The 26,152-nt window shown below is 41.4% G+C and carries 29 protein-coding genes and 1 tRNA gene; 13 read left to right on the top strand and 17 right to left on the bottom strand.

The window, feature by feature from the left end; genetic code table 11:
- Positions 1 to 8: 8 nt before the first annotated feature.
- Positions 9 to 1,025 (bottom strand): alpha/beta fold hydrolase, encoded by a 1,017-nt coding sequence (locus tag QUB80_RS08290; protein WP_289789025.1) that lies wholly within the window; start codon positions 1,023 to 1,025, stop codon positions 9 to 11.
- Between the two features lie 31 nt (positions 1,026 to 1,056).
- Between QUB80_RS08290 and QUB80_RS08285 the strand changes: the two genes are divergently transcribed.
- Positions 1,057 to 1,278 carry a hypothetical protein gene (locus QUB80_RS08285; protein ID WP_289789024.1) on the top strand — a complete coding sequence of 74 codons (222 nt, stop codon included), beginning with the start codon at positions 1,057 to 1,059 and terminating at the stop codon, positions 1,276 to 1,278.
- Positions 1,279 to 1,310: 32 nt separating this feature from the next.
- Positions 1,311 to 1,442 (top strand): hypothetical protein, encoded by a 132-nt coding sequence (locus QUB80_RS08280; protein WP_289789023.1) that lies wholly within the window; start codon positions 1,311 to 1,313, stop codon positions 1,440 to 1,442.
- Between the two features lie 64 nt (positions 1,443 to 1,506).
- Here QUB80_RS08280 and QUB80_RS08275 read toward each other — a convergent pair whose 3' ends face one another.
- Entirely contained in the window at positions 1,507 to 2,226 is a 720-nt protein-coding gene (locus tag QUB80_RS08275) for a hypothetical protein (RefSeq protein WP_289789022.1), read from the bottom strand.
- Between the two features lie 316 nt (positions 2,227 to 2,542).
- Between QUB80_RS08275 and QUB80_RS08270 the strand changes: the two genes are divergently transcribed.
- The 7 genes from QUB80_RS08270 to QUB80_RS08240 all read left to right on the top strand — a co-directional run bounded on the left by QUB80_RS08270 (position 2,543) and on the right by QUB80_RS08240 (position 7,733).
- Positions 2,543 to 3,094, top strand: coding sequence for a GNAT family N-acetyltransferase (locus QUB80_RS08270; RefSeq protein WP_289789021.1), 552 nt, complete (start codon positions 2,543 to 2,545; stop codon positions 3,092 to 3,094).
- Positions 3,095 to 3,305: 211 nt separating this feature from the next.
- Positions 3,306 to 3,379 (top strand) — tRNA-Pro (locus QUB80_RS08265).
- Between the two features lie 266 nt (positions 3,380 to 3,645).
- Positions 3,646 to 3,810, top strand: coding sequence for a hypothetical protein (locus tag QUB80_RS08260; protein ID WP_289789020.1), 165 nt, complete (start codon positions 3,646 to 3,648; stop codon positions 3,808 to 3,810).
- 113 nt (positions 3,811 to 3,923) lie between these two features.
- A complete protein-coding gene (locus QUB80_RS08255; protein ID WP_289789019.1) occupies positions 3,924 to 4,724 on the top strand; it encodes a Tic22 family protein in 801 nt (266 codons plus the stop codon).
- 146 nt (positions 4,725 to 4,870) lie between these two features.
- Entirely contained in the window at positions 4,871 to 5,785 is a 915-nt protein-coding gene (gene prmC, locus QUB80_RS08250) for a peptide chain release factor N(5)-glutamine methyltransferase (RefSeq protein WP_289789018.1), read from the top strand.
- 207 nt (positions 5,786 to 5,992) lie between these two features.
- Positions 5,993 to 6,580, top strand: coding sequence for an L-threonylcarbamoyladenylate synthase (locus QUB80_RS08245; protein ID WP_289789017.1), 588 nt, complete (start codon positions 5,993 to 5,995; stop codon positions 6,578 to 6,580).
- A 232-nt stretch (positions 6,581 to 6,812) separates the two neighbouring features.
- Positions 6,813 to 7,733, top strand: a complete 921-nt coding sequence (locus tag QUB80_RS08240) for a sensor histidine kinase (RefSeq protein ID WP_289789016.1) — start codon at positions 6,813 to 6,815, stop codon at positions 7,731 to 7,733.
- Positions 7,734 to 7,945: 212 nt separating this feature from the next.
- On the opposite strand, the gene QUB80_RS08235 is transcribed toward QUB80_RS08240, so the two are convergent.
- From QUB80_RS08235 to QUB80_RS08170, 14 genes are all read right to left on the bottom strand, one after another.
- Positions 7,946 to 8,416, bottom strand: coding sequence for a GNAT family N-acetyltransferase (locus QUB80_RS08235; protein ID WP_289789015.1), 471 nt, complete (start codon positions 8,414 to 8,416; stop codon positions 7,946 to 7,948).
- 102 nt (positions 8,417 to 8,518) lie between these two features.
- The gene (locus QUB80_RS08230) at positions 8,519 to 8,920 is read right to left on the bottom strand and encodes a hypothetical protein (protein ID WP_289789014.1); all 402 of its coding nucleotides are present in this window, start codon (positions 8,918 to 8,920) and stop codon (positions 8,519 to 8,521) included.
- Positions 8,921 to 8,997: 77 nt separating this feature from the next.
- The gene (secF, locus tag QUB80_RS08225) at positions 8,998 to 9,984 is read right to left on the bottom strand and encodes a protein translocase subunit SecF (RefSeq protein WP_289789013.1); all 987 of its coding nucleotides are present in this window, start codon (positions 9,982 to 9,984) and stop codon (positions 8,998 to 9,000) included.
- Complete coding sequence (secD, locus tag QUB80_RS08220; protein ID WP_289789101.1) at positions 9,981 to 11,393, bottom strand: protein translocase subunit SecD; 1,413 nt, start codon at positions 11,391 to 11,393, stop codon at positions 9,981 to 9,983. Before secD ends, secF begins: the two co-directional genes overlap by 4 nt.
- A gap of 115 nt (positions 11,394 to 11,508) precedes the next feature.
- Complete coding sequence (locus tag QUB80_RS08215) at positions 11,509 to 11,709, bottom strand: hypothetical protein (protein WP_289789012.1); 201 nt, start codon at positions 11,707 to 11,709, stop codon at positions 11,509 to 11,511.
- A 12-nt stretch (positions 11,710 to 11,721) separates the two neighbouring features.
- Entirely contained in the window at positions 11,722 to 12,705 is a 984-nt protein-coding gene (locus tag QUB80_RS08210; RefSeq protein WP_289789011.1) for an alpha-ketoacid dehydrogenase subunit beta, read from the bottom strand.
- A 506-nt stretch (positions 12,706 to 13,211) separates the two neighbouring features.
- Complete coding sequence (locus tag QUB80_RS08205) at positions 13,212 to 13,520, bottom strand: helix-turn-helix domain-containing protein (RefSeq protein WP_289789010.1); 309 nt, start codon at positions 13,518 to 13,520, stop codon at positions 13,212 to 13,214.
- Between the two features lie 265 nt (positions 13,521 to 13,785).
- Positions 13,786 to 13,962, bottom strand: coding sequence for a hypothetical protein (locus QUB80_RS08200; RefSeq protein ID WP_289789009.1), 177 nt, complete (start codon positions 13,960 to 13,962; stop codon positions 13,786 to 13,788).
- A complete protein-coding gene (locus tag QUB80_RS08195; protein ID WP_289789008.1) occupies positions 13,950 to 14,378 on the bottom strand; it encodes a type II toxin-antitoxin system VapC family toxin in 429 nt (142 codons plus the stop codon). The genes QUB80_RS08200 and QUB80_RS08195 overlap by 13 nt, the downstream gene beginning before the upstream one ends.
- The gene (locus tag QUB80_RS08190) at positions 14,375 to 14,593 is read right to left on the bottom strand and encodes a transferase hexapeptide repeat containing protein (RefSeq protein WP_289789007.1); all 219 of its coding nucleotides are present in this window, start codon (positions 14,591 to 14,593) and stop codon (positions 14,375 to 14,377) included. Before QUB80_RS08190 ends, QUB80_RS08195 begins: the two co-directional genes overlap by 4 nt.
- 190 nt (positions 14,594 to 14,783) lie before the next feature.
- The gene (locus QUB80_RS08185; protein ID WP_289789006.1) at positions 14,784 to 15,386 is read right to left on the bottom strand and encodes a DUF6745 domain-containing protein; all 603 of its coding nucleotides are present in this window, start codon (positions 15,384 to 15,386) and stop codon (positions 14,784 to 14,786) included.
- An 8-nt stretch (positions 15,387 to 15,394) separates the two neighbouring features.
- Positions 15,395 to 15,748: a hypothetical protein gene (locus tag QUB80_RS08180; protein ID WP_289789005.1), complete on the bottom strand. Its 354-nt coding sequence runs from the start codon at positions 15,746 to 15,748 to the stop codon at positions 15,395 to 15,397.
- A 273-nt stretch (positions 15,749 to 16,021) separates the two neighbouring features.
- Positions 16,022 to 17,002, bottom strand: coding sequence for a porphobilinogen synthase (gene hemB, locus QUB80_RS08175; protein WP_289789004.1), 981 nt, complete (start codon positions 17,000 to 17,002; stop codon positions 16,022 to 16,024).
- Between the two features lie 399 nt (positions 17,003 to 17,401).
- Positions 17,402 to 17,743, bottom strand: coding sequence for a DUF4870 domain-containing protein (locus tag QUB80_RS08170; RefSeq protein ID WP_016879117.1), 342 nt, complete (start codon positions 17,741 to 17,743; stop codon positions 17,402 to 17,404).
- A gap of 129 nt (positions 17,744 to 17,872) precedes the next feature.
- Here QUB80_RS08170 and prfC point away from each other — a divergent pair, with 129 nt between their 5' ends.
- The 3 genes from prfC to QUB80_RS08155 all read left to right on the top strand — a co-directional run bounded on the left by prfC (position 17,873) and on the right by QUB80_RS08155 (position 23,291).
- Positions 17,873 to 19,501: a peptide chain release factor 3 gene (gene prfC, locus QUB80_RS08165; RefSeq protein WP_289789003.1), complete on the top strand. Its 1,629-nt coding sequence runs from the start codon at positions 17,873 to 17,875 to the stop codon at positions 19,499 to 19,501.
- Between the two features lie 359 nt (positions 19,502 to 19,860).
- Complete coding sequence (locus QUB80_RS08160) at positions 19,861 to 22,152, top strand: M48 family metallopeptidase (RefSeq protein WP_289789002.1); 2,292 nt, start codon at positions 19,861 to 19,863, stop codon at positions 22,150 to 22,152.
- 659 nt (positions 22,153 to 22,811) lie between these two features.
- Positions 22,812 to 23,291 (top strand): RNA recognition motif domain-containing protein, encoded by a 480-nt coding sequence (locus QUB80_RS08155; RefSeq protein WP_289789001.1) that lies wholly within the window; start codon positions 22,812 to 22,814, stop codon positions 23,289 to 23,291.
- A gap of 126 nt (positions 23,292 to 23,417) precedes the next feature.
- Here the strand turns inward: QUB80_RS08155 and QUB80_RS08150 are convergent, their stop codons facing one another.
- Positions 23,418 to 23,807, bottom strand: a complete 390-nt coding sequence (locus QUB80_RS08150) for a hypothetical protein (RefSeq protein ID WP_289789000.1) — start codon at positions 23,805 to 23,807, stop codon at positions 23,418 to 23,420.
- 871 nt (positions 23,808 to 24,678) lie between these two features.
- Here QUB80_RS08150 and QUB80_RS08145 point away from each other — a divergent pair.
- Positions 24,679 to 25,953, top strand: a complete 1,275-nt coding sequence (locus QUB80_RS08145; RefSeq protein ID WP_289788999.1) for a glycosyltransferase family 4 protein — start codon at positions 24,679 to 24,681, stop codon at positions 25,951 to 25,953.
- The last annotated feature ends 199 nt before the right edge of the window (positions 25,954 to 26,152 follow it).

Raw genomic sequence — 26,152 nt, 5'->3', positions numbered from 1 at the left:
ATATCAATTCATTCTGCATTCTTATTAGGTATAAATATTTTCTCCTTGTCCTTTTCTCTCCCACTCTCCACCGCAGTCTCCTCGTCAACTTTCTCACTGTCTCCTTCTACTTGAGTTTGCACAGCAACAATAGAAACAATATGAGCTGCAACCACATCCGGTTGCTCTAACATTGCTAAATGTCCACAATTAGGAATTTCAATAACATTGTCACCACAGTATTGAAATAACTGATGAAAACTAGCTAAGTGACGGACATACTTTGGTTCCATCACCTTATCTTCAGTACCGGCTAAGAAGTAAACTGGCTGCTTCAGTTGGGATACAAGTTGAGGTAAGCGGTTAATTTCTTCTTCGGTTGTGGAGTCTAGCAGTGTTCCCAGGGCTGCTTCTGGGTTGGCTACAACAAAATCGATTACCCGTTGACGCGCCCAATGACGTTCCAAAGGACGCGCCACACTTACCCTGCTAAAGAGCAAATCAATCAAAGGTAGTTGCCAGAGCCAGCGAGGACGAATCTGCAAAAATCGTTGTCCAGCCGAGCGAAATTGCTCAAAAGCTTCTTTAAGATAAATACCACCACCTGCGTTGACACAGATTACTCCCTGGACGCGATCAGGGTTTTGAGCAGCTTCCCAAAGAGCGATCGTCCCTCCCAAGGAGTGACCAACGAGCCAAGCACTGGTAATATGAAGCTGTTCTAACAAAATTGCTAAATCCCGTGCATAAGCAGCTGGCGTATAAAGAGAATCAAAGGGATCAACAAAATCACTGCCATCATTGGAACTCAGGTAGAAAGAAGTTCCTTCACGAGTAATATCTGTTTTCCCGTTGGGCTGAGACTCACCAAAACCTCTTAAATCATAAGATAAACATTGAAAAGTAGCAGACAGACGGGAAATTAAGGGTTGCCAGTATCCACGGCTGTTGAGCCAACCATGAATAAACACTAGAGTATGAGGGCAGGACGTAGGAGCTGTAAGTTCGTATGCGTGTGGAACGCCCAAGATTTCGATGGTAGCCATACTTCTATCGTACCCTTAAGAGCGAGTGCGATTGAAGAAAGTAAGTGGTAGTACTCTGTCAACCAAGAATTGGCGAGTTGAGGTAGACGCACCACAGAACACAAGACACGGGGAGATGGGAACAGAACTACTAATTACTGTACGGGAGGCAGCGCGCCCTTGCGGAGCCAGTGCGGTGGTGAGCCAGCGCGCCCTTGCGGCTTTGCCGACTTGTAGCGACTGGCGTAGACACGAAGTGGATAAGCGAAAGTAAGGGTTCCCCGGCATAAAGGAGCCAGTGCGCCCTTGCGGGTTAAGCGCGTTGTAGACGCCCAGAGGGCGGCTTCCCGCAGGGTAGCACCTGGCGTCACCTGGCGTCGGGTTAAGCGCGTCGAGTGCGACTGCCGTGCGGGTTTAAAAGATAATTTATCAGTTTGAACGCCAAGATAATCAGCAAAACCCACCCCCACTAACTAATGACTAATTACTAATAACTATTGACTCACTTGCCTAACAATCTTTGCTTTACCCCTTCAGCAATTTTGTGACCTAGATATTCTGGAATCAGACTTTCATTTGGCCCTAACAAATAAAGTATTAGGCGTGTGCGTCCACGCCAAACTAGCAAATTGGCATTCACGACCAAAAGGTCTTCTTGCCAGATAGCATACATCACCTTGTAAAAGAGTCCCGGTTGGTTATCAGCTTCAATTACTAAAGCAGGAAGATGAAAGACCGGATCGACGTAAAATTCTGTTTGTACTTGCTCTAGACCTGTATCAAGATTGAATTCTACCGCTAGCATCTCTTCTACTTCAAATCGTCCTGCTAAAGCTTCTCGAATCGCCCGACAGACATTTTCTGAAGTTTTCTCGCTCAGAACTTTGCTGCCACGAGAAACGAGGAGCTTGATAAATACCAACATCGGCGGTTTAATCTGACCATATAAACTCAAACCGTGAATCGTTAGTCCGTAAGCTGCCAGCACACCAAAAATATCGCTGAGGAGAAACGACTGATTGCGGTAAGCAAAATGTAAAGCACTTTTACTACCTTCTTGTTTGAGCTCGATCACGGCACGTCTAGATTTATATAGGCGATAGGCTAACCGCAAATTTTGCAGTTGAATCTCACTGCTGACAAATTGTTCATAAAACTGAGGGAAAGCGCGGTTAAAGCGCTTTAGGAGTTCTAATGTAGAAGATTTTAAACCAGAAGCCATCTTTGGGTGTAAGCCTTACTTGCTGTCATCAAACCGAAAGCGTTCATAGCTGTTATATACAATTGTGTAATGTACAATTTTGTCTTGGATTGTGATCCCTTTGGTTAATTTCTCCTAGCATTTACTACAAAATGCTAAAGTTGAAAATGATTGGTGTGAAATCAGCGCTTTCTGAAATACAGACCATTGCAAATTCCAACAACACTTAATTTAAAGATAGAAGTGTTAGGGAGCAAAAATGGGTAGTTCAGTAAAACGTTAATCAACACTCTTTCATTAGAAACCAATTCAGTTATACTACCCGAACCACGCTGGCATGGGTTTTTGGAAAACTTGGTTTAGTACTTCTGAACCGTTCACGACAACAAAAACAACTCCTTTTGAAGAGCATACAGTAGAAGCTGCGAGCAACTCTGGTGCCACTAGCGTTAGTGGAGCTCCTTCGCAGGAGGCTCGCATTGTTTTTAGCACAGAACGAGATATTGATTTATACGAACTTGAAGAACTCTGTGATGCCGTTGGTTGGTCGCGTCGTCCTTTAAGAAAAGTAAAAAAAGCTATTGAGCATAGTTTTCTCGTTGCCTCAATGTGGCAAGTGCGAGGAAATCAAAGGCGGCTCATTGGTTTTGCCCGTGCTACCTCAGATCATGCGTTTAACGCTACTATCTGGGATGTGGTAGTTCATCCAGACTTCCAAGGCCAAGGGCTGGGTAAAGCGTTGATGAAATATGTGCTTAAGAAACTTAGGGGTGAAGAAATTAGTAATGTTACTCTGTTTGCCGATCCCCATGTTGTAGACTTTTATCGAAGTTTGGGTTTCATGTCTGATCCAGAAGGCATTAAAGGAATGTTCTGGTATCCCCAATAACTTCTACATAACAGCAGCTATTGGTGTCATCAGTTTCAATCACGCTTGCAGAGATTTTGAAGTACGAAATTTTTAGCACAGGCTTTACATAGTGATAGTGGTTGACAGACAATCAACTTGCTTATACTCTTTAAAAGAGTGCATATCTTCTGCTGTGCAGTTTCTCTGATAACTGGCTGCTAATGCCAAATCTGTTGTAGAATAGTGAAACCGGGATGTAGCGCAGCTTGGTAGCGCGCCTGCTTTGGGAGCAGGATGCCGCAGGTTCAAATCCTGTCATCCCGACTTAAATAAAATAATTTTTTACAACTCTAGAACTGGTTATCAGTTCTGGAGTTTTTTATATTCTCTAAGGAAAAAACAAAACTTGACTATATTTTAATTTTGGATGGCTGAAAAAAATATAAGTAATTTATAATTCCTAGAAGATGCGTATTTTTACTTCACGTATTTTTGGCTAATTTTAAAAAAGTCTATTAAATTAACAAAAATAAAAACTAAATTTTTATAGCTTTGATAATCTTACGTCAGATTTAACACATGAGTTGATTATGATGGATGGAACTATTTACTATCCTGTAGAGTCAACGATGCCAAGTAAAAGCAATAAAATGGCATTTGTCATCTCCAGTAGCGGAAAATTTCTCTTCGCCTGGAAGCAAAATACAACAAGCATCTATCTACAGGATTTTGAAGTCAATCTCAAGGTGAATTGACAAATCCAAGCACAATCAACTAGCGATCGGGATATCATAACTGAAACTAGTTGGTGCTGTGCCAATTTTATTGTTCATGTGACTTGATTGAAGTATTGATGCTAGGAGAAGTCATGAATTCATTGGTTCGCTGGGGTACAACATTAGGTTTGGTGGGGAGTACTCTGCTGTCAACTTTTTTAAGCGGAAATGCCCCAGTACTAGCATTATCAGAGCAAAAAATAAAACAAATACTGGATCAAGTACCAGTATTTTTAATCACAAATCCTCAAGGGTTGCCACTCAGCCGCCCCTTAGAAGGACAAAATGCCCAAAAAGGCAGTTCGGTGACAGGTGTTTATATGAGCCAGCAAGAAGCTCAAACTTTTGTCAACCAGCTACGGAATGCTCCAGAAAAAGACCCAAAACAAGCAGAAATGCTAAAAAGTTTACAGGTAACAGCAGTGCCGTTAGGAGTAATTTATCAGCAATTACAAAAAACTAAAAATCAGCCAAATCGCCTATTCTTTGCTTTCAAACCCGTAGATCGGGAAATTCAAGGAGCAATGGAATTATTGCGGCAAAGCGGTCAAGATATAAAACAGTTTAGGAGCGTACCTATTTTTCTTGTGAGATTCGCACCAGATAAAGGGTATGTCCCAATTGAATTGGGTTCTGATAAAAAGGAATATATTCCTCTGTTTACAAGCAAGCAAGACGCCGACAACTTGTTGAAGCAGGTGAAGCAAAAGTTTCCTAAAGCCGATATCCAAGTAGTGGATGTTGATGGAATTATAAAAACCTTACAGGAGAAAAACGACAAGTGGCTGGAGCAAGTAGTATTTTTCCCGTCTCCAGAGGCTAGACAGTATATCCAGTCACTTCCTAAAAATAGTGCTTCTAACCAAGCACCACCTGCTCAACCGAAAAAATAACTACACTCAGTTATCAGTAAACAGTGAACAGTTTTAAAAATCAGAGTAATGAATAGAAAAAAGCAAATTTATTTTCCTGGTTCAAATTCCCTACACTTTAGCTAGGGTTGATTAACTGATAACTGATCACTGATAACTGTTAATGTATGGCAGAAAAACAGCCAAAAGATACTTCTGGTTTGCAAGTTTGGCAGTGGCGCACAAAAGCGATTCAATCGGCGATCGCTGCTGATGTGCCACCTGCTGAAGTAGATTGGCTGTTGCAAGAGGTTGCTGGTTTAGATAGTTTGGCACTACGTTTAGAGTTGTTTAAAGACTGGCCGCAAATTAAGCTGCGGCTGCCTTTAGAAGAATTAGAGGTGCTGTGGCAAAAACGCCTGCATGAGCGTCTACCAGTACAATACATTACAGGAGTGACACCTTGGCGACAGTTTAAAGTTGTAGTGTCTCCTGCGGTTTTAATTCCTAGACCAGAAACAGAGTGTTTAATTGATTTAGCAGTTGCTACTGTTTGTAAGAGCCAGGAAAATTTGTGTCTAGAACAAGGACATTGGGCAGACTTAGGAACGGGCAGTGGAGCGATCGCTCTTGGGCTTGCAGATGTCTTTAGGAAAGCGACAATCCACGCTGTTGACTGCTCTGGAGAAGCTCTTTTGCTTGCTCAACAAAATGCTCAAAATTATGGTTTTGGCGATCGCATACACTTTTATCATGGTTATTGGTGGGAACCACTGGAATCTTTAAAAGGACAATTCAGTGGTATGGTGTCAAACCCTCCTTATATTCCCACCACACTCGTATCTGAGTTACAACCAGAAGTGATGAATCATGAGCCAAAACTGGCATTAGATGGAGGCATTGATGGTTTGGCTTGTATACGTCATTTAATCGAAACTTCTTATACTTACTTACATCCGGGTGGGGTGTGGCTGGTAGAGATGATGGCAGGGCAAGCGGATGTAGTACGAGAAATGGTGCAAAACCAAGGTAGCTATGGCGATATTGAGATTCACACCGATTTAGCAGGGATCGAACGCTTCGCTGTTGCCAAGAAATTATGAATGATGAATTATCAAGAAGCGCCCACAGGTTGGCAGCCTGGGGCTACACAAACAAAGCCCACCTTCGTAGGCTGAAATCCTTACAGGCTGCCTCCGCAGCCTTTGTTAGTATAGCGACACCCTTTTAGGGTGTTGGATTTTGGTAAAGGTATTGATGAAGTATAAATAAGTTTTATATTTTAGATTTTATTATTCATAATTTGTCAGATGACGCAAGTTTCTCTAGATGCACTCGTAGCTGCGGCACGAGCAGGTAAATTAGTGAGCTTTCCCACAGATACCGTTCCTGCGCTGGCAGCCATACCAGAGCAGGGGGAATTAATTTTTACCGCCAAGCGACGTAGTCCGGATAAACCTTTAATATTGATGGCGGCTAGAGCAGAAGAGCTTTGGGCTTTTGTCAACGGTAATGCTGATGAGTATCAAATTTGGCAGCAAACAGCAAATAAATACTGGCCAGGAGCGCTAACTCTAGTTTTACCTGCCTCCGCTTTAGTACCAAAAGCGATGAATCCTATCGATCCAACTACAATTGGCATTCGTGTACCTAATTGTGCGATCGCTCAAAAAATTTTGGCACAAACAGGGCCACTTGCCACTACTAGTGCTAATCTATCAGGTCAGCCAGCTTTAAGAACAATGGCAGAAATCGAAGCTCAATTTCCCGAAGTCCTGACATTATCTGCAAATGAGTGCGAAAATGAAATACCGAGAAATGGAGTACCTTCTACTGTTGCTAAATGGACTGGGAAAGATTGGCAAATTTTACGGCAAGGTGGAATTAAGTTAGTTTGAGATCTGGCTTGAAAATAAGGCAAAGGGCAGTAGACGCAAAGCGCCGTATCCGTTGGTAGGAAAGACAGTTTTCATTTCCTAGTTGTGTGATTTTTCATATGATCCTCTAGCTTACTGATGCTTTAGCTGGTTTGTAAAATCAACAAAATACCTGTTCTATTAAAACTACTCCGGAACTTTACTCTACGCCTTGGTGGTCAATTAAAAAGTTAATATTTTTGCTAAATAAATTATGGACTGGAGTAATTGGATCTATTTGGGAGCAGGATTATTATTAGGAATGGGTGTGAATGGGTTACTGCTGCGGACAAAAAAGTCATCTAGTTCTCTAGTATTGCCAGTAGAACAGCAAAATATAGCAAAACTCCAAGAACAACTCAAGCAAACTCAACTGGCTTATCATATGGCACAAGAAATGAGCCAGTTTAAAGCGGGATTTTTAGCACGGACTACCCATGTATTGCGATCGCCCATTAATGGTTTAATTGGGTTACATCAGTTAATTTTATCCAATTTGTGTGAAAACCCAGAAGAAGAGCGAGAATTTATCCACCAAGCTCAGGAAAGGGCATTAAAGCTCTTAAAATTAATCGATGAAATTTTAAATATTGCTAGGTTAGAACACGGTACAAGTAAATTAGATTTGCAATCGCAGTCGCTAGCTGAACTCTTACAGGAAGTTTACGATTTAACTTATATGCTAGCGGAAAATCGCAATTTTCCCTTTAAGGTATTATTACCTGATCCAGAAATTCAAATTTTTATAGATTTTCGCTGGTGCAGACAAGCACTACTATATTTAATCGAAGCTGTCATTGCTCAAACGGAGGAAGGCAGCATTTATATTTCTTCTCAAGTTGCAAGTGCAAATAATTTGGTTCACATCTGGTTGGATGTACCTTTCTATGCTGTTTCTCAAAGTGAGTCAATAGATTTAATTAAATCAGAACACCTACCATCTGAAAGTAACGAAGAAAACCCAAAATTTTTAGCAGGTATGAACTTATTGCTTGCTCAAGTCTTATTGGAAGTAATGGGGAGCAAGTTGGAAATTATTCCTTTTCCTGATGCTCAAGCAACAACTGAAGATATGATTAGGTTGCAACTTTCTATTCCCCTCGTTACTAAAGGTGTAGAGGCGCAGAATTACTAATTTTATTTTCCTGATTAACTCTCCAAAAAATACTTTCTCCCCTTCCACTCTTATCCCCTTGCTTCATTAGCTAGACATAATTAAAAGTAAAATGCAGATGGTTAGAAACTAAGCAGAATAAGCTTTTTCCTACTGCCTACTGCCTCTGGGCAGTCGCACTCGACGCGCTTAACCCGCAAGGGCGCGCTGCTCTCTGCCCTCTGCCTTCTAATTTAATGATTTGATGTTTCTTGAAGCTGTATTTCTCCAGGTGTAAGGCAACCAAGGTGAGATTGATTTTGCAACACCATCGTAGTTGTAGTATTGTGTTGAAAGCCTATTTTTTCATAAAACTGCTGTTGGTGAGTGGTCATTAGGTAAACACGTTCTACCCGGTTGATGCGAGGATGGCTTAATATTGTTTCTACAAGCTTACTTCCAAGCTTATTACCACGGTAGTCAGGATGAATGACAACATCCCAAATAGTGGCACGATAAATACCATCAGAAGTTGCTCTAGCAAAGCCAATTAGTTTTTGTCCATGCCAAAGAGTAATGACGGGATCACTATTGGCAATGGCTGTGCGCAAGTCTTCGATACTGCGCCCTTTTGCCCAAAAAGCTGCTAAGTTCAATAACTGTTGGAGCTGGCATAGATCTATTTTTGATTTGCGATCGCTAAACTGAATCTGAGCAGAATTCATAAATCGCACCACATTTATGCAGTATCTAAGATGACTTCCGCTTTGCAAGATACAGCCTTTATGCTTGGATAGCAACTAGTTTGCGAGAGAATAATTCAAGATTTAATGACAAATCCACTTCCAGAGAGGATGACTCGGCCCTTGCTGCCGTATTCGATATACTTGTTGTTCAAGACGTTGCTTTTCTTGCTGTGGTAAACCCAGTAAGATATTCCGGCTTTGCCAAATTAAAATAGCAACTGTCATACCAATACAAAAAGCTAGACCAATGGTAGCAATGGGATGGTAGGCAAGCCCGTATCTGACTGCTACCCAGGTAAAGTATTGCCGCCACAACGCTATTTCTTCACGTAGATGCCATAATGACACAGGGGCAATAGTAAGCCAAAGAATGCCGACAAACAACCATCTGCCGTAGACGGTTAGTCTGTGTAGCCTTTCGACTTGTTTGGTAAAAGATAAATTACAGTTTTCTGTGTCTAAAAAATTTTCCGGTTGCTCCATATGCACTTAAGTAGCGAGCGGTAGTTAGTTGTACTTTTAAACAACTAAAAACCAACAACTAATAACTAAACTATTAGCTATTGATCGGCAGAGGCATCCATAGACTCGGCTGTTATCATTCCAACTGATTCACCTTTGCGTTCTCGCCACCAAGCCAAAAGAGTACTAGCGACAAAAATACTAGAATATGCGCCTGCTACAAAACCAATAATCAAGGCTAAAGCGAAGTTTTTGAGGGTTTCTCCACCAAATAGAAAGATGGCAAATAAGGTTAGTAAAGTAGTTAATGTCGTATTGATTGACCTTGTCAATGTTTGATTGACGGCATCATCTACGATATCAGCGATCGGGCGATTGGGAGTTAATTTCAGCGTTTCCCGAATGCGATCATAAATCACCACAGTATCATTCACTGAGAAACCTGTAATTGTAAGTAAGGCAACGACAAATAGGCTGTCTACTTCTATGCCTAGCACTAAGCCCAAAATTGAGAAAACTCCTGCCGTAACCAATACATCATGAAACAGGGCAATAATGGCGAAGACGGCATAGTCAAGCTGGAAGCGGAAAGTCAAATAGATAATGATGCCAATAAACGAAACAATCAGGGCAATGACACCACTTCTAAAAAGTTCCCGTCCAATTGTAGGGCCAACTGTGTCAATTTGGCTTTTTTGTGGGTCAAAGGTGCCTATTTTTTCACCAATTGCGTTTTGCAGCCTAGTACGCTGCTCAACATCCAATGTCTTGGTACGAATTAATACACCGTTGTCTTTGCCAGTTTCTTTGTCTGCAACAATTTGGATACTGCTGTCACCCAAACCTTGTTCTTTTGCTACTTCTCGAACAACGTTGATGTCAATAGGCTGATCGCAGTTACCTGGTTTGTTGCAATCTCGTTCAAATTGCAAGCGCGTACCACCCACAAAATCCAGACTAGGACGTAGGGGAGCGCGAATATCGGGATTTTGCCAAGAAATCACCATTGAGATGATGCCTGCGAGAATAATGGCGGCGGAAACAGCCCACCATAGCGATCGCGATTTATTAATACTTAGTTTCATCGAGCCACCTCTGCCTTATTGGAGGCTGGCAGATTAGGACAATATAACTCAGGCTTGCGTAAGGATGGTAATGATATTGCTAAAAACATTAATGTTCGACTACAGGTAATTGCTGTAAACATACTTACTGCCACACCTAAAGCTAAGGTTACAGCAAAGCCTTTTACCAAACCGGATCCCAACCAGAACAAAGCTGCACAAGCAATCCAAGTCGTGACATTACTATCTAAAATACTGGAAAAAGCACGGTAAAAGCCTGACTCTACAGAACGATAAAGGCTTTTACCGGCTCGTAATTCTTCCCTTGTGCGCTCAAAAATGAGTACGTTAGCATCGACTGCCATACCAATACTGAGAATAAAACCTGCAATTCCTGGTAGTGTGAGAGTGACGCCCAATAAAATAAAACAAGCCCAACAAAGTAGAGCATAGATGACAAGGGACACATCCGCAATTAGTCCCGGCAGTCTGTAATATAAGACCATGAATATTAATACTAAAACCAGCCCTCCAACGCCTGCCCAAATACTGCTGAAAATGCTATCTTGACCCAAGGTTGCACCAACTGTACGAATTTCGCCAATCTCAACTGGTACAGGTAAAGAGCCTCCTTTGAGCTTGATTCCTAATTCGTTTGCATCTTGTGGTGTAAAGTTGCCAGTAATCACAGCAGCACCACCAGTAATGCCTGTATTGGCAAATTCCGGGCCAACAGAAGGATAACTAATCAGTTCATTATCAAGAAAAATGCCGATAGTGCGACCAGTACCTGCCAAATTTTTAGTTAATTGGGCAAATAGTTCACCGCCTTGTTGATTGAAGCGAATTGCAACATTCCAGTTGTTACCTTGGGTAGGTTCGCCGTAGGCATCTTGAAGAAATTTACCAGTGAGTGGAGGGTTGGTACTTTCAAATAACTCGGCGATCGCTTCGCTATTATTTTTTAGTGCTTCTTGATTTTTTTGAATTGCGGCGGTGTCATTGGAACTGATTAACTCTTTTTGCTTTAATCTCAGTTCTGCTCGCGATGCATTTAAAGCAAATAATTGGGCTTCTGTATTTGGCTTTTGTTGGCGAAACTCCAACTGCGCCGTACCCCCCAAAATTCTTTCTGCTTGCTGTGGATCGTTAACTCCCGGTAGCTGCACTAGAATTTTGTCTTCTCCAACTGTTTGAATTACTGGTTCGGATACACCTAGACTGTTAATGCGGCCTTCAACTACTGTTTTAACAGCTTCCAATTCTCGTTCCCCAATGCTGGGAATTTCTGGTGTCGTCTTCACCTCAATTGTCAGCTGTGAGCCTCCCCGTAAGTCTAATCCTAGTGGCACGGGGATAGTGGCAATTACCCCAATAGCGGCAATTACCAAAACTAAAATTAAAGCTAATAGCGATCGCTGTCTTTGCATACCATCACTCACTGCGACAAACGCTATAATAACGCTCTTTGATGAGTTATGAGTGAAGAGTTAAGTTATTTTAGGGACTAGGGATTAGGAAAGAAGCACCAGGAACAGAGGAGTTTCAGGAACAGGAAACAGGTGCAGCAGGGGGAAAAAGTGGAGAATCGTTATTCACGTTTACTCCCCCAGCTTTCCCACCTTCCCTATCTCTCCTTGTCCCCGTGTCACCTTGTCCTCTTCTTCCCAGTACCCAATCACCAATCCCCCTTCGGGTTCGCCAGTCGCTACAACGGAGGGAACCTCCGCAACGCGCTGGACTCACCAATCCCTAATACTAAACTCGTAAAGCAACCATTTTTTCCACAGCTTCGACAATTTGCTCTGGTTGGACAATTGTCAATCTTTCCAAAGTCCCGTTGTAAGGAGTGGGAATATCTTGAGAAGAAAGCCGTAGTACTGGCGCATCCAATTCATCAAAGAAGCGATCGTTGATTGAGGCAATGATTTCTGCTGCAACGCCCCCTGTTCTCATGCACTCTTCAACAATTATCACCCGATGGGTTTTTCTCACAGATGCCCCAATGGTTTCCATGTCAAGGGGTTTAAGAGATATTAAATCAATTACTTCTGGATCGTAGCCTTCTTTTTCCAAAGTTTTTACGGCTTGCATGACATGATGACGCATCCTAGAGTAGGTAAGGATTGTCACATCTTGACCGCGACGCACGATTTCTGCTTTATCTAGGGGTAGTAAATATTCTTCTTCTGGTAGATTTTCTTTTAAGTTATAAAGCAGGACGTGTTCAAAGAACAACACTGGGTTATCATCGCGAATAGCGGCTTTGAGTAGTCCTTTGGCGTTATAAGGTGTAGAGCAAGCAACAATCTTCAAGCCAGGCACAGCTTGGAAGTAAGCTTCTAGGCGTTGGGAGTGTTCTGCTCCTAGTTGTCGTCCCACGCCACCAGGCCCACGAATTACCATCGGTATCTTATAGTTACCACCGGAAGTATAGCGTAACATCCCGGCATTGTTAGCTATTTGGTTAAAGGCAAGAAGCAAAAAGCCCATGTTCATGCCTTCGATGATCGGCCGCAACCCTGTCATTGCTGCTCCTACAGCTAAACCAGTAAAGCTATTTTCGGCAATAGGAGTGTCTAAAACTCGCAGTTCGCCATATTTTTGATATAAGTCTTTGGTAACTTTGTAGGAACCACCGTAGTGTCCTACATCTTCACCAAGTACGAATACTGTTGAATCATGCGCCATTTCTTCATCAATGGCTTGCTGTAGGGCGTTGAATAATAATGTTTCTGCCATTAGACCTCTAATGCGATGATTGTTTTAGAATCTTATCGCGCTTGTGCTATGAATTACGGTGAGCGATCGCACGAGTTGCTCGTCAAATAACGAACATCTGTACTTAAATACTGCACTATCCTAAGTTTGCCTATAAATTGACACTAAGAAACGGATTGTTGCATGACAACTTTGCCCGATGAAAAACTCCGTCATCTAACTTCTTGTCAATTAAGAACAACAAACATCTGCAAAGCACTCTTCTATCCTTTTCCCAGACTGTTTCTTAAGCCAATCTCATTCACTTTTTTATTCCAGCCAGCTATCAAAAGAAGCTTGTCCTTCTTTTGATAGCTGGATATGCATGATAAATATTCTGATGAGTTACTTTAACCAAAGTTCTCCATCAGTGGTACTATGCGATATTACAAGATTATGTTAATTGTAGCTTTACTATTCAAAAATTTAACTGTCTCTCTGCACACAGGAGATTATAACTTTTGTTATTAAGCTATTCTTCTAAAAAGCTACAGTCTTAACTCAGCCGCAGGAGTATCAGGCAAACTAGAAACTTGATTTACCTGATTTGCAGGAAATCTCCTTGGCCTTCCTGGTTTGCGTTTGTGCCGCTGATTAATTGATTTTTCACTAGCTGCTGCCAGTTCTTCAGGCGTGCATTTAAACAGTCGCAACGCTTCTAAATACTTTTTTGGTGTCATTGTGGGTTCGGTACGTCCCGCTTCCCAGTTGCGAACACTTGTTTCACTGATTGCAAGCCTGAAGGCAACTTCTGCACGACTAAGTCCCGCACGTTCTCTCAGGACTTGCATATCCATATCTCAATGCTCCTTTCACATTTATTTGAATACATTTATTAAATCAATTGACGTAAAAATGACAACTGAAAATATATTATTAACTATATTATTCTATAAGCGATCGCCGTACTTTCTGACAAACAGATAAACGAATGATAATAGGCACAATCTCGGAGATTTTTATCTAAAAAGGCGGCTCTGAACTAATATCGGCAAAGTAAAGACTTTCGATAGTGAGTGCCAGTGAGAGAATAAACCTAGTTTGAACGCGCACCTAATGTAGTTAAAGAGCGATCGCAAATAACCCCAAGCCACAATCTGTTTGATTCGCCACACTAGTAAATTTATTGTGTTTTGGGTGTTTCGCAAAATATCCCTGTGATTGCCGAAGAAAATCTCTGGTAATTTTGATGCCGAGTAGGGCGATCGCGAATAACCTACTTGCAATTACACAGTCCAATCCTCTATCACTAGTCCGGGTACTTTGTTGAAGTCGTTAATGTTCCTAGTCAACAACACCAAGTTTCGCGAGAGGGCGATCGCTGCAATTCGTAAATCCATTGTTGATACGCGAACTTTTTGTATGCGTAGCCTATCGAAAACTGCGCTCGCTCCAGCGTCGAAGGGTAAAACTGGAGCAATTGAAAAACCCTGAAAGATTTCTAGCAATAAGGTATATCCACGAATGATATTAGCAGTTGTGCGGGCATGATTGATAAAGTTATGAGCACCAAGAATCTGTTCGTGGAAACTGATAACAGAGAAAGCAAAATCTGTGGGTGGATATTGAGTAATTCGAGAAATTAAGTTTGCGAACTCTGAACCTGAGCGTCTTTGTAGGAAACTAATATGGTCAGTGTCGAGCAAGTATCTCACGCTTGTTCGTCACTCTCATCAATCGGTTTGTCAGCTTGGCGGAAGGAACGCCCATATTCTAACGCTTCTAGAAAAGCTGCTTGATCAGAGATAGAGCCAATGATTTTGTCGAGCCAGTTGCTGGAGGTAGAGTTGCGATCAGATTTGCGTTTAAGATCGGCTACCTCCTGCTCAAGGATTGCTAAACGGCGTTCGAGAGTTACTTCATCTAGCATAAATTTTTCCTTATAAAAGTACCTGACTGCTAGGCTTACTGAGGTTGCACCCTGTTTCATTTTAACTGAGCACTCGTCTGTCCATTCTATGGTGTGTTAGACAAGTGCGATCGCACCCCTTATCTCCGCTCTCAAGGATGAAAGCCTATAAGGTTTTCGAGAGTTGATTCATCTCGCATATTTTTTAAATTTACGTTTCAATCGATGCAACGCCATGATGGACGTGTACACTAAATCCATCAGCAAATTGAATAGCAGCTTCTTCTTCACTATGAAGCTGATTTTCTTCATCAAAAGACAGCTTGATCGGGCGATCGCAAATAAAACAAGTCTTTTCATGCGTAAAAATCCATCCACATTCTCGAATCACAGCTTGAAAAGCTTCCCATTTTTTCTGATTGTGTGACAGATTCAAAGTAGAAAAGCAAAAGTCGAGCCAACTTGCACTACAGGCGCAAGACTGCGATTTAAAAGATGGAATAGACATAAGTAACCAGTCCATACCCTGTTTTGATAATACAAATTCAATTTGTCGATCGCTCTGCATCCAATATTGCTCATACAATTGCGAGCTAGTTTTATTTGGCAAGTAATTATTTAGTAACCAATCTAGAACTTTTTCTGTCTTCCAACGCGATCGATCTGGAAAACCCAGTAAATTGCCTTCCGCAGCTACTCCCCTTTCAACACGAGCTATTTCATATATGGCTTCAACAATTTCCTCTGGTTGAGATCCTTCGGGAATTGAGCTAGCAATCTTTTGCTTGAGGAACTTGTCAACAGGTTGAAGCAACTGTTTACTTAGCTGGTTAAGCAGTTGGTTTCTTTGGCGTGAAAGTATTCTTCCTGACGTAAATGTCCACTTTGCAGCCAACAGGAGCCATTTTTGCCATGACATTTCACGCAATGGAATTTTTGAGACTGTTGTTCTGTTACTTCTACGGAGGAGGATATTTTAGAGAGCGCATTTTGAGGGCTACTACAAAACTCAAGCTTTGGCTGGCGTTTACCGATCGCAGCATAAGCAGTTTTGATTGCTGTCGCTGCTCTGTGTTGATTAATAAGTTCAGTAGAAAGTGCAATTTCTAGCCACTTTTCTTTGTATAAGGGGATGGAGGCTTGTTGCTCTGGTGTAAAAAACTCTATTTGAACCATACAACATCCTTAGAATACATATCTCTGTCGTTGTCTTAAAATCTCGATCCATATTTAAATTGCCCAAAAAATTAAGTTGAAATTACCTTTTTTATAGCGATCGTCGAACAGCCACTAAATTTACAGTTAGATTTAGCCATTACTTCCCCAGCAAACAATAATCTCACGCCCAGACACCAGACACATAAAAACTCTGCGTCTCTGCGCCTCTGCGTGAGATCTAGAAACAACTTACCCAGACAGAGTTTATTGCCTTAAAAACAAAGCCACTGATTACCCCAACCACCGCGCTGCATCTTTGGCGTGATATGTTAAAATCAAATCAGCACCAGCGCGTTTAAAGCTGGTTAAAGTTTCCATAACTACGCGCTCTTCATCAACCCAGCCATTAAGGGCAGCAGCTTTCACCATAGAATATTCGCCGGAAACATTGTAAGCAGCAACGGGTAAATTGCAAGCTTCTTTGACGCGCCAGATGATATCCATATAAGCCAAAGCAGGCTTAACCATGAGCATATCAGCGCCTTCGGCAATATCTAGTTCAATTTCTTTGATAGCTTCGCGAGCATTGCCTGGATCCATTTGATAGGTGCGGCGATCGCCAAATTGCGGTGCTGATTCGGCAGCATCCCTAAACGGGCCGTAGTAAGCCGAAGCATATTTAGCAGCATAGGATAAAATTGGCGTATCTTGGAATCCCGCTTCATCCAAACCACTGCGAATTGCCTGGACAAATCCATCCATCATTCCGGATGGTGCGATGATATCTGCTCCAGCTTGAGCTTGAGAGACGGCGGTTTTTTTAAGTAAATCTAAAGTAGGATCGTTCAAAACTCGTCCTGTCAAATCGCCAACTTGCAGGTAACCACAGTGACCGTGACTGGTGTACTCACAAAGGCAGGTGTCAGCAATGACGATGAGATCGGGAACTGCTTGCTTAACGGCGGTAGCGGCTTTTTGGACAATACCGCAATCATGCCAAGCGCCAGTAGCATCAACATCTTTGTCTGTGGGAATACCAAAAAGAATAATTGCAGGAATTCCCAAGTCGTAAACTTCCTTGGCTTCTTCAACAATCTTGTCTACCGACAGTTGAAAGACGCCAGGCATGGATTTAACTTCATTGGCAATTCCATCGCCAGGCACGGCAAACAGAGGGTAAATTAGATCGCTGGTTGTTAGTACAGTTTCACGTACCATCCGGCGCAATTGAGGATGGGTTCTTAGGCGGCGAGGTCGATGTTGGGGAAACATAAATTTTTATAAACAAAAACTCAAATGGACAAATGACAAAGCGTCACAAATTTAGGACTAAACTTTCCTCAAGTAGAACAAACTGCAAACAGCGCTTAACTGTCCTCTGCCCTACTGCTGATCACGCTGTGGGGCAATTTTGTATTTTACAGCTTGCTTGCCATCTCTCTTGTGAAGGGCATAAAAAAACAATATTAGAAATTCCATCACATAACAGATGGATTTCATCAAAAAATCAGTATTAAGCTATGAAGTTAGTGTGAGGTCAAATAGTAATTGGTAATCAAAGAATCATCTATTACCCATTACACATTTGTAAGTACCAGCGATCTAGCAATCGCCTTTTTAATTGTCTGTTCGTAGTTGAAACTTTTTACTTAGTTTCAAATCAAATTTGTGCTAAATCAGACGGAAAATAAATGGATAGCGAAAAGGCTTTTCGGCATCGGTGAGAACGTGGAAAAGCGCCCAAATTGTTAGTCCCCAATGGAGTAAAAACCCAAGAAATGCCAAAGGAACAAGTAAACCAAATGATAACCAAACTAGTACGCCAATAATTGCTCCATAAAACCAGACATTAAAGTGAAAATTAATTGCTTCTTTGGCATTCTCTTTAACAACAGGATCATTTGATACAAATAGTACAAAAATGGGTAAACCAATAGATATGAAGGTTGTACTCAAAAAAATTGCTCCGTGAGACAATGCCGATAACAGCTTTCGCTTTTCTGCGTCGTACATTGTTTTTACCTCGCGCATTCGGGTTGTAGTTATATTAAGACCCTATCATGAGCATCATTGTCTTAAGATCAAAACACTCGCTAAATTTGAAAAAAGTTAAGTTAAGTTAAGTTACAATTCGACATAGTTATGACAACTGAGCTTCAATCGGAACTGCAAAAAGCAGTTGAACGTCGGCGCAATTTTGCAATTATCTCTCACCCAGATGCTGGTAAAACAACGCTGACAGAAAAGTTACTGTTATACGGAGGTGCTATTCACGAAGCTGGAGCAGTGAAAGCAAGACGAGCACAGCGTAAGGCTACCTCTGACTGGATGGCAATGGAACAACAACGGGGTATTTCAATTACCTCCACGGTGTTACAGTTTGAATATCAAGGCTGCCAGATTAATTTATTAGATACTCCCGGACACCAAGATTTCAGTGAAGATACTTATCGGACTTTAGCGGCGGCAGATAATGCAGTCATGCTAATTGACGCTGCCAAAGGTTTGGAACCCCAAACACGGAAGTTGTTTGAGGTGTGTAAGATGCGGGGTATCCCAATTTTTACGTTTGTTAATAAGCTTGATCGTCCGGGAAGAGAGCCTTTAGAACTTTTGGATGAAATTGAGCAAGAATTAGGGCTGCAAACCTATGCTGTCAATTGGCCGATTGGCATGGGCGATCGCTTTAAGGGCATCTTTGATCGCACGCAACGGCAAATTCATTTGTTTGAAAGAAGCGCTCACGGCAGTAAGGAGGCACGAAATACAGTAGTTGATTTGGGCGATTCTAGAATTGAGCAACTCTTAGAGCAAGATTTATACTACCAGTTAAAAAATGATTTGGAACTGTTAGAAGGAGTGGGGCCAGAGCTTGATTTAGAGTTGGTACATCAAGGCAAAATGACACCAGTCTTCTTTGGTAGTGCCATGACTAACTTTGGGGTAGAGTTATTCCTTAACTACTTCCTCGAATATGCCCTTAAACCTGGTCTTCATAACAGTAGTGTTGGTGAGGTAGCCCCCACTTACCCGGAGTTTTCTGGGTTTGTTTTCAAACTTCAAGCCAACATGGATCCTAAGCACCGCGATCGCGTGGCATTTATCCGTGTCTGTACGGGTAGATTTGAAAAAGATATGACGGTAAATCACGCCCGCACAGGCAAAACTGTCCGCCTGTCTCGCCCACAAAAACTCTTTGCCCAAGAACGAGAATCAATAGATGTGGCTTATGCAGGCGATGTGATCGGTTTAAATAACCCTGGAGTTTTTGCGATTGGTGATACAATTTATACAGGGCAAAAAATAGAGTATGAGGGTATTCCTTATTTTTCTCCAGAGTTATTTGCGATTCTTCGCAACCCTAACCCTTCCAAGTTTAAGCAATTCCAAAAAGGTGTTTCTGAATTGCGCGAAGAGGGAGCAGTACAAATTATGTACTCGGTGGATGAATCCAAGCGCGATCCCATTTTGGCAGCAGTAGGACAGTTGCAATTTGAAGTGGTGCAATTCCGCTTACAAAATGAATATGGAGTGGAAACTCTACTAGAATCATTGCCCTACAGTGTTGCTCGTTGGGTTGAGGGCGGCTGGGAAGCTCTCACAAAAGTAGAGCGCTTATTTAATACAACCATAGTGAAAGACAGTATGGGACGTCCAGTTCTACTGTTCCGCAACGAATGGAACTGCCATCAATTGCAGGAAGATCATCCAGATTTAAAATTAAGCGCGATCGCCCCAGTAATTTCTGCGCAACAGCCAGTTGAAGGCTAAAGTGAATGGTTAGTAGATGGTAGGAGCGGGTTTGTTTAGATATATTCGTCATCCTGAAGATTATTCTTAAAACCCGCCCGTAAAGTGGTTAGTAGTTGATAGATATTAGCTTATTACTCTTCTACTTTCCATTCCTTCACTCTCCTTTACATTTTTAAAGCCTTATAAGAAGGCAGGAGGCAGAGAGCAGCGCGCCCTTGCGAGTTAAGCGCGTCGAGTGCGACTGCCCAGAGGCAGTAGAGGCGCAAGCGGCTTACGTAGGTAGGCAGAAGGGAAGCATTTTACGTTTAATAATGTCCACCTACTTACCAAACACTTAAATATAAAAGTTATTTAAATGTAATAGAACAAATAAGACTATGCCTTCACATCCTAAACCATCTTTGAAGGCTGGTTTAACCGCCCTCAAGCAAGAAGACTACCAAAAAGCAAAAGCAATACTAGAAGAAGTTGCTGCAACAGCGAGTGACCGCACTGAGGTTGTACAAGCGCAAATCGGCTTAGTCGTACTTTATTCCCGTACTAGTGAGGAACCAAAAGCGATCGCCTTATGTAAGGTTCTATCTAAAAATGAGCGTCTCCAAGTCAAAGAGTGGGCAGAAAGTACTTTAGCGCAATTAAAAAAACGTTATCAGAAATCTAATGCTTCAACAAAAGATGTCACTGGATTTGTTCCTTTTGAGAATTCGCCACCTACTCTAACCACAAGCAATTCTGAGCTAATAAAAGAGGACAACCAGACAAGGGGACAACCAGACAAGGGGAATGAAAAGGACGCGCAGACACAAAGACACAAAGACGTGGGGAATGTAAATGAAAATCTCTCCCCCTCCCCCACTCCCCCACTCTCCCAATCCCCCCCTCCTACCCCTGCTGCCTCTAGTAGTTCTTCTGCAATTGTTAAGCTGGAAAAACCCAAGCCACCCATCCTTTATTGGCGATATGCAGGACGTGCCAAAGTCTGGCAACCCCTGCCCAAACGAGGTTTAAAGCTATTACGTCTACTGGAGTTAGGAACATTTATTGCCTTATTTTGGGTGATCCGGACGCTGCTAATGTGGGCAATGAAATTTATCAATGATGTTTTAATTAGGCTGCCTTTCGTTGAGCCAATACAGTTTTTATATCGCAATCCGACTTCTTTACTGCTGATTTTACTTTTACTTTTAATCTGCGTATCTCCGTGGTTATTGGATTGGTTGCTGATTGAATTTTACGGTCAAAAACCACTAGAGAAAGACACTTTAAATCGTTATAGTAAAGAGGCAGTGCGGGTATTACAACGTTACTGCCAACAACGAGGATGGCAGACACCAAAACTACGTGTTTTGCCAATAGCAGCACCAATTGCCTTTACATATGGTCATTTGTCCCGCAAAGCCCGGATTGTAGTTAGTCAAGGATTGTTGGAGCGACTAGCTGAAGATGAAATCGCCACAATCTATGCAAGTCAATTGGGACATATTGCTCATAGAGATTGTACGATTATGTCGCTGGTGTTGCTGGTGACAATTCCAATTTACCTACTCTATCAACAGATTGCTAAGTGGGGTAATGGAGCTTCACAAGTATGGCGTACAGTTTTTGGGGTACTGGCAAGTATTGTCTATGGTTTTTGGTGTTTGTTCGTAGGAACTGGTTTGTGGTTATCTCAAGTGCGGCTTTACTACAGCGATCGCATTGGTGCAGAAGTCACGGGTAATCCGAATGGACTTGTTCGCGCTCTACTTAAGATTGCTATTGGCATTGCTGATGATGTGCAACAACAGGAACACACCAGTTGGCAGTTAGAAAGTTTAAATATAGTTATACCAGTAGGCTACAAGCAGAGTCTTTGTTTGGGTAGTGTTGCCCCCTACACCACCTTTGAATCTTTCTTGATGTGGGATTGCCTTAATCCTTACCGTTGGTGGTTTGTAATTAATAATACTCATCCTTTAATAGGCGATCGCCTCCGACGCTTATGTAGAATTGCTCGTCATTGGCACATAGCCCCTGAACTGTATCTAGAAAGTCAACAGCCCTTGAGTATCAAGCGTCAATCTTTTTTATTACAAATCGCTCCCTTTCTAGGAACTGCCCTGGGTGTTGTGTGTGCAGTTCTGATTTGGGTAGTTTGGCAAACCGCCTTTGCACTCAAACTGCTAAACCTAAAGTGGATCTACGATGATTGGCACTATGTGATAGGTTGCATGGTGATTGGGTTTAGCATTGGTATCTTACTAAGAATTAATTCTTTGTTCCCAGACATTAAACTTACCAGCGTACAAACTGATGAACATTTGTCTGAACTATTAACTAACCCAACAGCCCTCCCTATTGATAGTGTAAGCGTACGTTTGGTTGGTAAGTTGTTAGGTCGTCAAGGTATTAGCAACTATCTTGGGCAAGATTTAATCTTGCAATCTTCTACAGGATTAATCAAATTACACCAAGCTTCATGGCTAACAAAATCTGTTCAAGCTCAAGATTTAATTGGTCGGCAAATAATAGTTATAGGCTGGTTGCGGCGAGGAGCAACACCCTGGATTGATATCCAAACCTTGGAAACTCAAAGTAGAAAAACTGCTCCTAGCTATCATCCTATTTGGTCTATTGCCTTAGCAGTCGCCTTAGAGGTTTGGGGAGCATACATTCTTCTGACTGGTTAGTGAAATACTTAGACAGAATTAATTACACACATTATTTTCCCCAGCCCTGTTTCCTATGCATTGGACTTTTGAACCTGGGTAATAGCAGTTTGTAAACAAAAGTTGCAGTTAGTGAAAATAACTGTTACATTTATTTACATAAAATCTAGCAACCAATATAACTCAGCTACCCAGCTTAGTTGTTTGTCTTGGCTGCTTGCGCTTATCGACCCCCTTTTTCCTCCCAACACAGCAGCAAGTTAACCAGCCATCGGCTGGTTTTTGTTTCCAAAGATATCAAATTTTAGAAAAAAAGTATTTTATGTTACGATGCATTCATATAAAAGTCGGAAATGTGTGTCCTGAACTAGCTACGTAGAAAATACCGTGATAATGTAAGAAATGGTGTTTAATTATTTTAAAAGAATTAAAGGCATTTCCTGTGGTCGGCAATAAGCTGTAAGATTCATAATTTCTTAGAATAAAGGTGTTATTAGCGCAGTGTACGCTTTTGTATTAAACAAGCTTGATTTTGGTAAAAAACTGTATTGTATAGGTTAAAAGTTTTGAGTAAAAAAACTAGCTTGCGATAGTGACGTGCAATAGCATCCATCAAAAGCTAAAGCCAGGTTGCTGTTTTTTGCCTAATCTTTATTAAATCCACTCTGGAGGTCTAGTTCATGTCTGTTCGCCTGTATATAGGCAATTTGCCTAAAGAAGAAATAGAACGTCAAGAATTACAAGCAGTTTTTGCAGAAGAAGGTGATAATGTCACCACGAAATTAATCAAAGACCGTAAAACCGGCAAATGTCGCGGCTTCGGTTTTCTGACTGTAAATAATGACGAACAAGCAGACCATATTATTGAAAAATACAATGGTCATTTGTTCAAAGACTCTGCCATCAAAATAGAAAAGGCACTACCTCGGACAAAGGGAGAAGAGAATGAAGAAAATCCAACTCCCAAACCAGTAGTAAATACTGGTGGAAATGCTGGTTCTAGCCCCACGAAAGAAAATAAGAAATCTAAGAAGTCTCGGCGTGGTGGTGGTAGCAAAGAAAGCACCTCAACTGACACAGAAGCTATTCGTCCAGATCCCCGTTGGGCTTCTGAGTTGGAAAAGCTCAAGCAAATGCTCGCTGCTCAAACTACCAGTTAATTTAGATAACTTCGTGGGAAATGTGGAAACCTTGTGGCTTGAGCCGCAAGGAAGAAACATGGTTCAGGCACTTAAAAGTGCCTTCAGCATCTACAATCAAATTTTCATCATTTATCCTCTAGTTACTTAGCTAAAGGATATCTCTAGCCATTTTTGTAAGTGCGATCGCAACTGTTGGGTGAAGTGCGCACGTTGGTCAAATTTTTCTGTATGAATAGGCTTACGTTGTTCATCTAACATCCAGCCATAGTCGCTACTTAGACGCAGCTTATTTTGCCAGTCTGAGATGGAAACGATCAACCCAGGTGCTGGGCTGTGGTCTATGTTTTGTACCTTGAATACATAATTAAAGGTATTCTGTTTGCCAGGAGCGACTGTTGAGGGTTTACCGCATTCAGCCAACAGTCGCGATCGCACCTGTTCTACCAAACCAGGTTGATCTAATTCTTCTAGTGTCCGAACGGCTAAGGTAAGGGCAAAGTAAAACTCTTCAACAGGAATAAATTGTAGTTCCATAGGTATAGCTGTTACTGCCAGATAAAAATTAAAGACTATGAGGCAGTAATTTTACTTCCAAAGCATTGCTTGTGATTTTGTATCTTTTCCAGCATACCAGCTTGTCAATTCGGCTTCGGCAAACCCAACCATTTATTTTCGCTGCATGGATTGCTAAGTGGGGGTTGAATGAATAGTTGCGTATTACTGAAAATATATCGTTGTTGTGAATTACTGCGTCTTTCAAGTACACTTTCTCCCCATTTTCTATGTCTATAGATACAAAATCGGAATAAGGTTATGAAATTATCATAACTATATGCCATTCTAATCAAACTATGGTGAATGATAAAATTTTTACTACGGCTAAGTTTGCGTTAAAGATAACACGAACAAGATAAGATTTTACGTGTAAATCGAAAATAAATTTGTGATTTTTTATACTATTGTTTTCAACTATCATGACTACGTAAGTATTTCAAAATCAACGTAGCTTTTTTGGTTAGATTTATGCAAGGAAGTCATCCTATAAGACAAATGTAAACTAGATTCACTTGGTATATTAAATAACTTTAGACCAAATATTTAAACTTTATTTAAGCTATAAGCTATATTAATAAATAGTGTTAAATATCTCAAAGCAAGTAAATTAAAATACAAAAGATAAATCAATAATTTTACTGGTTAGATATAAAGATTACAATAGTATATAAAAATATTAAATATAAATACTTAGAGAAATAGAGTACTTCTACTAGTAGATGTATAAAAATGTTTGACGTATTAAATTAAAATAAATATTGCTTAAACTTTCCACATGATTGAGGTTGGGTAAGGCTAGTCAAAACCGTAATTTACTTTAAACCTCGTTCAATATAAAAACCAACAAACTATGAACTCTAGAACTGAACAACGTATCGCCTTGATTTCAGTCCATGGCGATCCAGCGATTGAAATTGGTAAAGAGGAAGCTGGAGGTCAAAACGTTTATGTTCGGCACGTAGGCGAAGCGCTAGCCCAATTGGGATGGCAAGTCGATATGTTTACCCGTAAAATCAGCGAAGAACAACAAACAATTGTTCAACATAGTGCCAATTGTCGGACTATACGTTTGCAAGCCGGTTCTGTGGAATTTGTTCCCAGAGACAATCTATTTGGATATTTGCCAGAATTTGTGAAAAATTTTTTGGCACTCCAAAAGGAAAATGGTTTTACATATCCATTAATTCACACAAACTACTGGCTTTCTAGCTGGGTAGGAATGCAGCTAAAGAAAATTCAAGGCAGTAAACAGGTTCATACGTATCATTCTTTAGGGGCAGTTAAGTACAATACCATTAAGACAATTCCTCTAATTGCCAGTACACGGCTAGCAGTAGAAAAAGAAGTTTTGGAGACAGCCGAACGGATTGTGGCTACAAGTCCACAAGAAAAAGAACATATGCGATCGCTTGTCTCCGCAAAAGGCAATGTTGATATAATTCCCTGCGGTACTGACATTCGTCGATTTGGTTGTATTGATCGTCAAGCTGCAAGAGCAGAACTAGGGTTTGACAGCGAAGACAAAATTGTATTGTACGTGGGACGGTTTGATCCGCGCAAAGGTATAGAAACCTTGGTGCGTGCTGTGGGACAGTCACAGTTTCGCAATCATAAAAACCTGAAACTCATTATCGGTGGTGGTAGCGTACCAGGTCAAAGCGATGGCATTGAACGCGAACGAATTGAGGAAATCATTGCCGAATTAGGCATCCAAGATTTTACTACCCTGCCTGGGCGTCTCAGCCAGGAAATCTTGCCAAGTTATTATGCTGCTGCTGATGTTTGTGTTGTCCCCAGTCACTACGAACCCTTCGGGCTAGTGGCAATTGAAGCGATGGCAAGCTATACACCAGTAGTAGCAAGTGATGTCGGTGGACTTCAGTTCACTGTTGTTCCCGAAGCAACTGGTTTACTTGCACCACCACAAGATGTAGATGCCTTTGCTACTGCGATTGATAGAATTCTTGGCAATCCAGAGTGGCGGGATAAATTAGGCAAAGGTGGTAGACAACGGGTAGAAAGCAAGTTTAGTTGGGATGGTGTAGCAAGTCAGCTTGGTAATCTGTATACTGAGCTTTTACAGACAAAAGTGGAAGAAAAAGAAGCGGTATTACTAAGTTCATAACCCTCTTTGATTTAGAGGTAATAGGGAATTGGTAATGGCTAACAGGTAAATATATAAATGATGTCAATACCAATTACCTATTATGTAAGACTAACTCTCACCTGATGCTTCCTGTATCAAATTGAGAGTTAGTTTTTTGCTTGCTCCTAGTCCCTAGTCATTAGTCCCCAATCCCCTTTACGATTAGATAGGATGGGCT

Origin of the sequence: Chlorogloeopsis sp. ULAP01, assembly GCF_030381805.1 — a bacterium.
GTDB lineage: Bacteria > Cyanobacteriota > Cyanobacteriia > Cyanobacteriales > Nostocaceae > Chlorogloeopsis.
This window is presented reverse-complemented; position numbering and strand designations above follow the sequence as displayed.